Source organism: Trichococcus sp. (genome assembly GCF_049589555.1).
In the GTDB taxonomy this organism is placed as follows: domain Bacteria; phylum Bacillota; class Bacilli; order Lactobacillales; family Aerococcaceae; genus Trichococcus.
The window spans coordinates 1-9,861 of record NZ_JBAWAZ010000222.1; the positions used below are offsets into that span (position 1 = coordinate 1).

Sequence of the window (9,861 nt, forward strand, 5' to 3'; positions counted from 1 at the left end):
TAAACCGCTATCATGAAAGGGATGAAGGACTTTGACAGAATTGAAATTTCCAGAAAACTTCCTATGGGGTGGCGCTACCGCTGCCAACCAATACGAAGGAGCTTATGACGCGGACGGCAAAGGCTTGTCTGTTCAGGATGTAACACCGAAAGGCGGTTTTGGGGGGCTGATCACTGACGGACCGACACCTGACAACATGAAATTGGTAGGGATCGACTTCTACCACCGCTACAAGGAAGATATCGCCTTGTTCGCGGAAATGGGATTCAAAACCTACCGTACGTCCATCGCTTGGACACGCATCTTCCCGAACGGCGACGAAACGGAGCCGAACGAAGCTGGCCTGCAGTTCTACGATGACCTGTTCGATGAATTGGCAAAATACGGCATAGAGCCGCTGATCACGCTGTCGCATTACGAAACACCGCTGCATCTTTCAAGAGAATACGACGGTTGGATTAACCGCAAAATGATCGGCTTCTACGAAAACTATGTGCGCACGGTCTTCACGCGCTACAAAGACAAAGTCAAATATTGGTTGACGTTCAATGAAATCAACTCGATAATCCATGCACCGTTCATGAGCGGCGGAATCTCAACGCCACCAGATCAACTGTCGAAACAGGACCTGTACCAAGCCTGTCACCATGAATTGGTAGCAAGTGCTTTGGCGACTAAAATTGGCCACGAAATCAATCCGGACTTCCAGATCGGCTGCATGGTCATCGCTATGCCGACTTATCCGTTGACTTCCCATCCGGATGATGTCATCGCCGTGATGGAAGCAGATCGCCAAAACTTCTTCTTCTCGGATGTGCATGTACGCGGCACGTATCCTGGTTACATGAAGCGCTATTTCCGTGAGCACGGCATTGAGCTTAACATCACACCTGAAGATGAAGAAATACTGAAAAATACGGTCGATTTCGTTTCCTTCAGCTACTACATGAGCTCGACCGAAACAGCAGATCAGTCGAAGAAAGTGAAGGGTACAGGGAATATTCTTGGTGGAGTGATGAATCCTTATCTGGAAGCATCTGAATGGGGATGGCAGATCGATCCGAAAGGCTTGCGCATCATCCTGAACACTTTCTGGGACCGCTACCAAAAACCATTGTTCATCGTCGAAAACGGCTTGGGTGCTGTTGATGAACTGGTCAAGGGCGAAAACGGCGAATGGACGGTAAATGATGATTACCGCATCAAGTACCTGAACGACCACCTAGTGCAGGTTGCGGAAGCAATCGCAGACGGTGTCGATCTGATGGGCTACACGACGTGGGGCTGCATCGACTTGGTCAGCGCATCAACTGCAGAGTTGAAGAAACGCTACGGCTTCATCTATGTCGACCGCAATGATGACGGATCCGGCACACTGAACCGTTACAAGAAAAAATCTTTCTACTGGTACAAGGACGTTATCGCAACCAACGGCGAAAGCTTGAAGGCGTAACAGGGAACCAAAGATTGACTTGACACACTTATCATCAATTGCAAGGCCAGGATGCACTGAAAAGCGCAACTGGTCTTGTATTTTTTTCTCCTTTGGGTAAAATGGTAGGGATAGGAAAACCATTCAAAGACACTTGGAATTTGGAAGTTTGGTGAAAATCCAACGCGGTCCCGCCACTGTGATGACGTCCCAGAACGTCTAAGTCAGGTCTTCATTCCAAGCTGCTATTTTTGCAAGCGTGCCGTTTCGAGGTAAAACGGTCCCGTTACTTGTCTATGCGATGGCGCATGGACTTTTTTTGCATTATCCCGGCCGTTGGCGATGCAACCCCTGTCGAATACAGATTAGGAGTGGAAAAAATGAAAAAATTATTGTTGGCCTTATCGTTGAGTTTGGTATTATTCGGGTGCGCCCCGACGGAAGAAGCGGAAACAAGCTCCGTCCTGCAAGAGTCGACTGCTGCAGTCAGCTCAGAAGCGGCGGAGACAGCCAGTGTAACCATCTCTTTGACGGATGGCGGAACAGTCATCGCAGGTTCAGAAAAGACGCTTGAAGTCGAAGCGGGTGCGAACTTGTTGGCTGTCATGAAAGAAAACTACACTATCGAAGAAGCAGACGGCTTCATCACAGCCATCGATGGGCAGGCGCAAGTGGAAGAGACAGCCGAAACGAAAGCCAAATATTGGTTGTTTGATGTAAACGGCGAACCTTCGATGGTCGGAGCCGCTGATGTGGCGCTCCAAGAAGGAGACGTAATCGTGTGGAACCTGACAGAAATGTAAAGAAGACTGTGGGCTTCGGGGTGAGGCGACTGGCGCTGCTGTCGATCCTGACGGCTTTGTGCTATGTCGGGAGAATGATGTTCCAGTTCATCCCGAATGTCCAACCGGTGACGGCAGTGCTGATCATCCTGACGCTGACGCTGGGCATGACGGACGGCTTCATTGTGGCCATCCTGTCGATTGTTTTGACCAACTTCCTGCTGGGAATGGGGCCGTGGACGATTGCCCAGATCGCCAGTTTCGGCGTTCTGATCGTGGTAACGGGACTGGTGATGAAGCCCTTTTACAAAAAGGTGCACAAAGCTTATTTTGTAGTTTTTTCCTTCCTTGGAGGGATACTTTATGGGTTCGTCATTTCCTTGTTCACGGTGAAAATGATGGGCATCAACAGTTTTTGGGCGTATTACATTGCTGGTATCCCTTTCGACCTGCTGCATGGCCTGGGGAATGCCGGATTCTACCTGATTCTGGAACCGATCCTGGCGCCATTGTTGGCAGCGCAGCTGAAAAAAAGGTGAACAAAAGCCATATGGAATGTGCTCATGGAAGAGCATTCCATATGGCTTTTTTTATTATGCAATTTTTTCTTCGGATTTTTGCCCGAAAAAATCTATCACGTCTTCCGGATAATCCATGGGCACGCGTATCGTAAGCTGGCTATCAATGGAAATAGCTTGTGTGCTCCAGTATAATGGGTTGCATAGGTACGATTCGCGTTCATGCTTAACGGTTTATTCGCTGAGAAAGAGGGTAAGGTTGATGATTTTATCTAAAATTTGCGTGGGGCTGTGGTTATGAGTAACATAAAAAATATAGTCCTCATTCTTTTTCCGATACTTGCCAGTATTGGCTTTGCTGTGGGCGGTCTCCAAGGGCTCATTGTGACGATACTGGTGTTGCTGTTTGCAATGGGTTCCTACTTGGCCTTTCTTATGTCCTCAAAAATGTCAGGATCTGAAGTTGATTATTTCAGCTTTGCCAGGATGCGTTCGTTTTTGGAATCTTCGTGGGAAGGCCCTCAGCTCGCGGAACTCAGCGAAGCGATGCCTGCCGTTACGACAAACGATTTCATCCTGGTGGATTATAGCTTATTTGCAGCTTTCCGTAGATACTTCGATCTCGGGTCGACTGATGTCCAAAAAGAAGACAGGCTGCTTGCCAACTACGGCACTGCAGTAGTTCATGTGGACGGCGCCATCCGAGGATTCACCTATAAGTTTGAACATGAAAAAAACGATGGCGATAAAAGCGGAATAGAGCGTTGCTATGCCGTGCATAAAGATTTTATCCAAGAAACACTCTTGCGCTATTACCTGGAAAAATATCGGAATGCTTTCTTTCTATTGCAAAGGGACGCCCTATGGTCAAGCTATTTGAGACCGAAGAATGTGCTCGATTGGAAAAAAATATCCAAAGAAAACCGAGAACTGGCTGTCGGTCTTGCCGAACGTGCCGAAAGTTGGGCGAAGGAACAGTATCAAAATTATTTGAAGACGGGGGAACGAACCCACTTGCCGTTGGATTTCGAAAGCCTGAATGCAGCGTTCAGACAAGAACTGTACGAATTCATCAAACGCTATCGGTTGATGATCGATAAAGATGAAGTCGAGAAAAAATTGGCAAAAGAAGTATCTCAAAGCAGAGTAGATTTAGAAAATTGTTTGCGTTATTTGACTTCATGAAGCATACCGGCAAAAATAAATAGGCAAGAAGCCCCGCAGATTCGAGAAGTGCAGCTGCGGGGCTTTACTCGTTTCGGAGTCCGTTCGCGCAAATGAAACTAGTGTCCGGTACCGATGAGGACTATAATGTAAAAAAACGGGGTCCTTTTCAATCGATAAGCACATTCGGGACTTATCGGACGGAACCATCCCATTCAGGCTTGGAATGAGGCAACAAGCATTTGACCTGAGCTTTTCAAGCCAGCAAAAAATCTGATTCGGACAATGGAGGATATGCTTATGCATGCGATAGAGGTGCACCACGTTTCAAAAAAATTCAAGCAGCAGAGTGTTTTGGAAGATATTCATTTTACAATCGAAGCTGGCGAAATCGTCGGAATCATCGGGCCTTCAGGTACAGGGAAGACAACCTTGATTAAGCTGATGCTGGGGATGGAGAGCTTGGATATTGGGCAAACGAAAATTTCCGATCATCTGATGCCCAATTTTTCTGTATTGGGAAAAGTAGGATATATGGCCCAATCGGATGCCTTGTACGAAGAATTGACAGGCAAAGAGAACTTGACTTTTTTCGGTAAATTGTATGGTTTGAAGAAAGAGGCTCTTCAGCAAAGGTTGGATTATGTGGCGCAGGTGACGAATTTGACGAAAGATTTATCCAAACGCGTGTCAAGCTATTCCGGGGGGATGAAGCGGCGTTTGTCTTTGGCGATAGCGTTGCTGCACAATCCAGATATTCTTATTTTGGATGAGCCGACTGTCGGAGTCGATCCGATTTTGCGGCAAGGCATCTGGCATGAACTGAATGACATCCGGGACCAAGGGAAAACGATTGTGGTCACAACCCACGCCATGGACGAAGCACTACGCTGCGACAAGCTGGTTCTGCTGAACCATGGGCGATTGATCGCTTTGGGGACCGCTGAAGAAATGACCAAGAAATTCAACGTGCATACCATTGAAGAAGTCTTTTTGGCAGCAGGAGGTGAGGAAGAATGAGCGCATTTGCCATTGCCAAGCGGATTTTTATCCAAATGTTCCGGGATAAGCGAACGCTGGCCTTAATGTGGTTCGCACCTTTGATGATTTTCACGCTTATGTATTTTTTGTTCACTTCCTCGGGAGCGGACGCAACCTACAAAGTGGGAGTATACAACCTGAATCCGGAAATAGTCGAAAATCTGGAAGACAATCACATCGAGGCCATCGTCTTTTCGAGTGAAGAACAGGCGGAGGAAAGCATCAAAAATAATCACTTGGTGGCTTTTATCGCCGAAAAAGATGCCGGCCATATTGATGTAACTTACGAGAACAGTGCGCCCGCCAAGAGTGCGGTCGTCAGGGCAAAGCTTCAAGGAGCCGTGATCAAAATGCAAATGGGCGCACTAATGTCGCTAGGGCAGGAAGCTGTCGAGGCAAACCCGAATCTTGCTCAAGCTGTTCCACAACAGCCGACAATCAATGAGCAGTATCTTTACGGTGAAGACGATTCAGATTATTTCACGACCATCAGTCCAGTATTACTCGGTTTTTTTGTCTTTTTCTTGGTATTCTTGATTTCGGGAATGGCACTTTTGCGGGAACGGACAACCGGGACGCTGGATAAGCTGTTGGCGGCTCCGGTCCGCCGGTGGGAAATCATTGCTGGCTACCTTTTGGGGTATGGTTTTTTTGCCTTTATCCAAACCTTGTTGCTGGTGGAGTTTGTCGTCCATGTTTTGCATGTTACCGTAGCCGGAAGCCTCGTGTTGGTGATGGGGATTACCTTCCTATCGGCGCTGTTGGCTTTATCTTTCGGGGTGTTACTATCGACTTTCGCTGCATCGGAATTTCAGATGGTGCAATTCATTCCGGTTGTGATCATTCCGCAAATTTTCTTTTCAGGAATCATCGAGGTAGGCGGCTTGGCGGATTGGCTGCAATTTTTGGCTAAATTCATGCCGCTGTATTACATCGGGAATGCTTTGCAAAGTGTCATGATCAAAGGGGGCACGCTGGGGGACATCGGTAATGACTTGCTGGCTATTGTGCTTTTCATCAGCTTTTTTACAGTTTTGAACGTTTTGGGCTTGAAACGCTACCGCAAAATATAGGTAGGCTTGTTGTAAACCTGATTTTATACAGAAAAGAGGGGGAATCGATTATGACAATGGTGGAATTGCCTATCGAGAAGGCGTTTATGTTCATTGAGCCCGGGCCGGTTGTTTTGGTCACCACAAACGATGAAGGCAAGAATAATGTGATGACCATTTCCTGGCATATGGTGATGGATTTCACACCGCGAATCGCACTGTCAACGGGGCCATGGAACCACTCGTTCACAACATTTATGAGAACGAAAGAATGCGTCCTGGCCGTCCCGACGGTTGACCTTGCCGAAAAAGTGATTAGAATCGGCACCTGTTCGGGGACAACGGTGGACAAATTCAAGGAATTTGACTTGACCCCGTTGCCAGCAAAAGGGATCGAGGCCCCACTGATTGCCGAATGCCTTGCCTGCCTGGAGTGCAAAGTCATCGACTATGTGGAGCCCCACGGAATAGTCGTTTTGCAAGCCGAACGGGTGTGGTGCGACAACGACCGAAAAGAACGCCGAACCTTCCATGCCAATGGCGACGGCACATTTGTAGTTGACGGGGAAACAATCGATTACCGCAGCTTAATGGGGAAATGGGTACCGGAAGGCGTTTGAATGAAGAAGATGCTGTATCCGGGGACCATCAGGGAACAGTTTCAAAAAAAGAAGGGCAGAATCCATAAACGGATCTGTCCCTTCTTTTTTGCTTCAGAACGTCTGAAACATCAAACTGGAACTTATAAGGGCCCCGCCGAGCTGAGAAACGAAAAGTAAGGTCCGCATAAAATTTCTGTGATATAGTAAGATTGATGAATCAAGAAATAAGGAAGTAGGAAATAGATAATGGGAAAGAGTCTAGTATTAGCTGAAAAACCATCGGTGGCGCGCGATATCGCTCGCGTGCTGCAGTGCGAAAAACAGGGGCAAGGATATCTGGAGGGGAAAGACTACATCGTCACTTGGGCATTGGGCCATCTTGTGACGTTGGCCGATCCGGAAGCCTATGATGTGAAATACAAAAATTGGAACTTAGCGGATCTACCGATGCTTCCGGAGGACCTGAAGCTGACTGTCATCAAGCAGTCCGGCAAGCAGTTCAATGCCGTCAAGTCCCAACTGGTGCGGAATGACGTTTCCGACATCATCATCGCGACGGATGCCGGCCGCGAGGGCGAACTGGTCGCCCGCTGGATCATCGAAAAAGCGAAAGTCCACAAGCCGGTCAAACGCCTGTGGATATCGTCCGTGACGGACAAAGCCATCAAAGATGGTTTCGGGAACCTAAAGCCTGGCAAGGACTATGAAAATTTGTATCAGTCGGCTGTGGCCCGTTCGGAAGCGGATTGGTACATCGGCCTGAATGCGACCCGCGCGCTGACGACGAAATTCAACGCCCAGTTGAACTGCGGCCGCGTCCAGACACCGGTTGTCGCCATCATCGCCAGACGCGAAGAGGAAATCAAAAAATTCCAGCCAAAGACGTATTACGGCATCGAGGCCCAGACAGATACGAAGCTGAAGCTGATCTGGCAGGACGAGAAAACGAACGACACGAAGAGTTTCGATCGCGATAAAGTTACAGCCATCGTCAAAAAGTTGGATAAGCAGCAGGCTACGGTTGTGGCGGTCGACCGCAAACCGAAAAAAGCCTATGCGCCTGGCCTGTACGACCTGACCGAACTGCAACGCGACGCCAACAAGCTTTTCGGTTATTCCGCCAAAGAAACGCTGAACATCATGCAGAAACTCTATGAGCAGCATAAATTGTTGACTTATCCGCGTACGGATTCCCGATACCTGTCGAACGACATCGTCGCCACGCTGCCGGATAGGCTGAAGGCATGCGCTATCAAGGAATACCGTCCGCTCGTGAACAAGGTGTTGGCGAAACCGATCAAGGCGAACAAGTCGTTCGTCGATGATAGCAAAGTTTCCGATCACCATGCCATCATCCCGACTGAGCAGGTCGTCCAGATCGGGAAGCTGTCGGCACAGGAACTCAAAATCTATGATCTAGTAGTGAAACGCTTTTTGGCTGTGCTTTTCCCGGCTTACGAATATGAGCAGCTGACTTTGCGCGCAGAAATCGGGGGCGAGCGCTTCGTGGCCCGCGGCAAGACGGTCATCGTTGCCGGATGGAAAGAAGTTTACAGCAATCGCCCTGAGGATGAGGAGTCGGAAGACGGTCTCCAGGAGCAACTGTTGCCGAAAATCGAAGCAGGCGATGTGCTGGCTGTCCGTTACGTAAGCAAGACATCCGGCCAGACGAAACCGCCTGCCTACTTCAATGAAGCAACATTGTTGACGGCGATGGAAAATCCGGCAAAATATATGGAAACGACGGACAAAGCTTTGGCGCAGACACTGAAGGAGACGGGTGGATTGGGAACCGTCGCTACGCGCGCCGACATCATCGAGAAGTTGTTCAATTCCTTCCTGATCGAAAGACGCGGACAGGAAATCCATATCACTTCAAAAGGCAAGCAATTGTTGGAGTTGGTTCCGGAAGAACTGAAATCCCCGGCCTTGACAGCCGATTGGGAGCGGAAACTCGAGCAGATCGCTGCCGGCAAGCTGAAGAAGGACGTATTCATCAACGAAATGAAGACCTATACGAAAGAGATTGTTTCGGAGATCAAGATGAGCGAAGGCAAGTTCAAGCACGAGAACATCTCCACCAAGACCTGCCCGGAATGCGGCAAACCGATGCTGGAAGTGAACGGCAAAAAAGGCAAGATGCTTGTGTGCCAGGACCGCGATTGCGGCTATCGCAAGAATGTGGCGCGTGTCACGAACGCCCGCTGTCCGCAGTGCATGAAGAAAATGGAGCTGCATGGTGAGGGCGACGGACAGATTTTCACCTGCAAATGCGGTTACCGCGAAAAGCTTTCGGCCTTCAACGAACGACGCAAAAAAGGCTCCGGCGGAAAAGCCGCCAAGCAGGACGTCCAAAAATATCTGAAGAAACAAAATAAAGATGAAGAGCCAGTCAACAACGCCATGTTCGAGGCGCTGAAGAAACTCAAGCTGGATGATTAAGCATAATTAGGTCGAAAAGGACTGCGCTGGCGCTTTTTGTTGCCCATCGCAGTCCTTTTTTCAATCGGGTTTAGGGAATGTGCGTATGTTATAATTGTAGGGTGTTGATTGCCTTAAAAGTCTCAGCCGGCAATCCTTTCAGGGAGGAAATTTAAGAATGAAAACAGTCATTTTAGCCGAAAAATCATCGCAGGCGGCCGCCTACGCGAGCTCTTTCCAAAAGAAGGCGACGGTTGCCGGGAACTACGTTATCCAGGACAGCCTGTTCGATGGCGAAACGGTCATCGTGCATGCATCCGGTCATCTGTTGGGGCTGCTGCAGCCGGAAGAATATGATCCGAAATGGAAAAAATGGAGTCTGGACCACTTGCCGATTTTCCCGGAAAGCTACAAATACAAGATCCAATACGGAAAAGGCAAGCAGATGGCGAACATCAAACAGCAGCTTAAGGAAGCGGACCGCATCATCATCGCCACCGACTCGGATCGCGAAGGGGAAAATATCGCCCGTTCGATCATCCGGCATGCCGGTGCAGAAAAGAAGGAGATGAAGCGCCTCTGGATCAACAGTCTGGAATCCAATGAGATCCGCCGAGGTTTCACCGAATTGCTGGATGGGGAAGACACGTATCCATCCTACATAGAGGCCCAAAGCCGGGAAATCGCCGACTGGCTGGTTGGGATGAACCTGAGCCGGTTGTACACCATTGCGCTCCAGAAAGCTGGCATCAAAGAAGGTGCCTTTTCGGTCGGACGCGTGCAGACACCGACGCTCTTCATGATCTATAAGCGCATGAAGGAAATCACTGCCTTCCAGGAAGAGACGCA

At 48.9% G+C, this 9,861-nt stretch carries 9 protein-coding genes and 1 riboswitch; all 9 genes read left to right on the plus strand.

Annotated features, from left to right (window positions below):
• Positions 1-31 precede the first annotated feature (31 nt).
• A complete protein-coding gene (locus WBV27_RS08445; protein WP_424201150.1) occupies positions 32-1,453 on the plus strand; it encodes a glycoside hydrolase family 1 protein in 1,422 nt (473 codons plus the stop codon).
• 115 nt (positions 1,454-1,568) lie between these two features.
• Positions 1,569-1,724: riboswitch (adenosylcobalamin (AdoCbl) riboswitch) on the plus strand.
• 88 nt (positions 1,725-1,812) lie between these two features.
• The gene (locus tag WBV27_RS08450; protein ID WP_424201152.1) at positions 1,813-2,235 is read left to right on the plus strand and encodes a DUF4430 domain-containing protein; all 423 of its coding nucleotides are present in this window, start codon (positions 1,813-1,815) and stop codon (positions 2,233-2,235) included.
• Positions 2,214-2,753 carry an ECF transporter S component gene (locus WBV27_RS08455; protein WP_424201154.1) on the plus strand — a complete coding sequence of 180 codons (540 nt, stop codon included), beginning with the start codon at positions 2,214-2,216 and terminating at the stop codon, positions 2,751-2,753. The genes WBV27_RS08450 and WBV27_RS08455 overlap by 22 nt, the downstream gene beginning before the upstream one ends.
• A 276-nt stretch (positions 2,754-3,029) precedes the next feature.
• Entirely contained in the window at positions 3,030-3,917 is an 888-nt protein-coding gene (locus tag WBV27_RS08460; RefSeq protein WP_424201156.1) for a hypothetical protein, read from the plus strand.
• A gap of 273 nt (positions 3,918-4,190) precedes the next feature.
• On the plus strand, positions 4,191-4,916 hold the full coding sequence (locus WBV27_RS08465; protein ID WP_424201158.1) for an ABC transporter ATP-binding protein: 726 nt from the start codon (positions 4,191-4,193) through the stop codon (positions 4,914-4,916).
• Positions 4,913-6,010, plus strand: a complete 1,098-nt coding sequence (locus WBV27_RS08470; protein ID WP_424201160.1) for an ABC transporter permease — start codon at positions 4,913-4,915, stop codon at positions 6,008-6,010. The genes WBV27_RS08465 and WBV27_RS08470 overlap by 4 nt, the downstream gene beginning before the upstream one ends.
• Positions 6,011-6,060: 50 nt before the next feature.
• On the plus strand, positions 6,061-6,609 hold the full coding sequence (locus WBV27_RS08475) for a flavin reductase family protein (RefSeq protein WP_424201162.1): 549 nt from the start codon (positions 6,061-6,063) through the stop codon (positions 6,607-6,609).
• Positions 6,610-6,837: 228 nt separating this feature from the next.
• Complete coding sequence (locus tag WBV27_RS08480) at positions 6,838-9,033, plus strand: DNA topoisomerase III (RefSeq protein ID WP_424201164.1); 2,196 nt, start codon at positions 6,838-6,840, stop codon at positions 9,031-9,033.
• Positions 9,034-9,190: 157 nt separating this feature from the next.
• A partial coding sequence (locus WBV27_RS08485; RefSeq protein ID WP_424201166.1) for a toprim domain-containing protein occupies positions 9,191-9,861 on the plus strand: 671 nt, incomplete at its 3' end.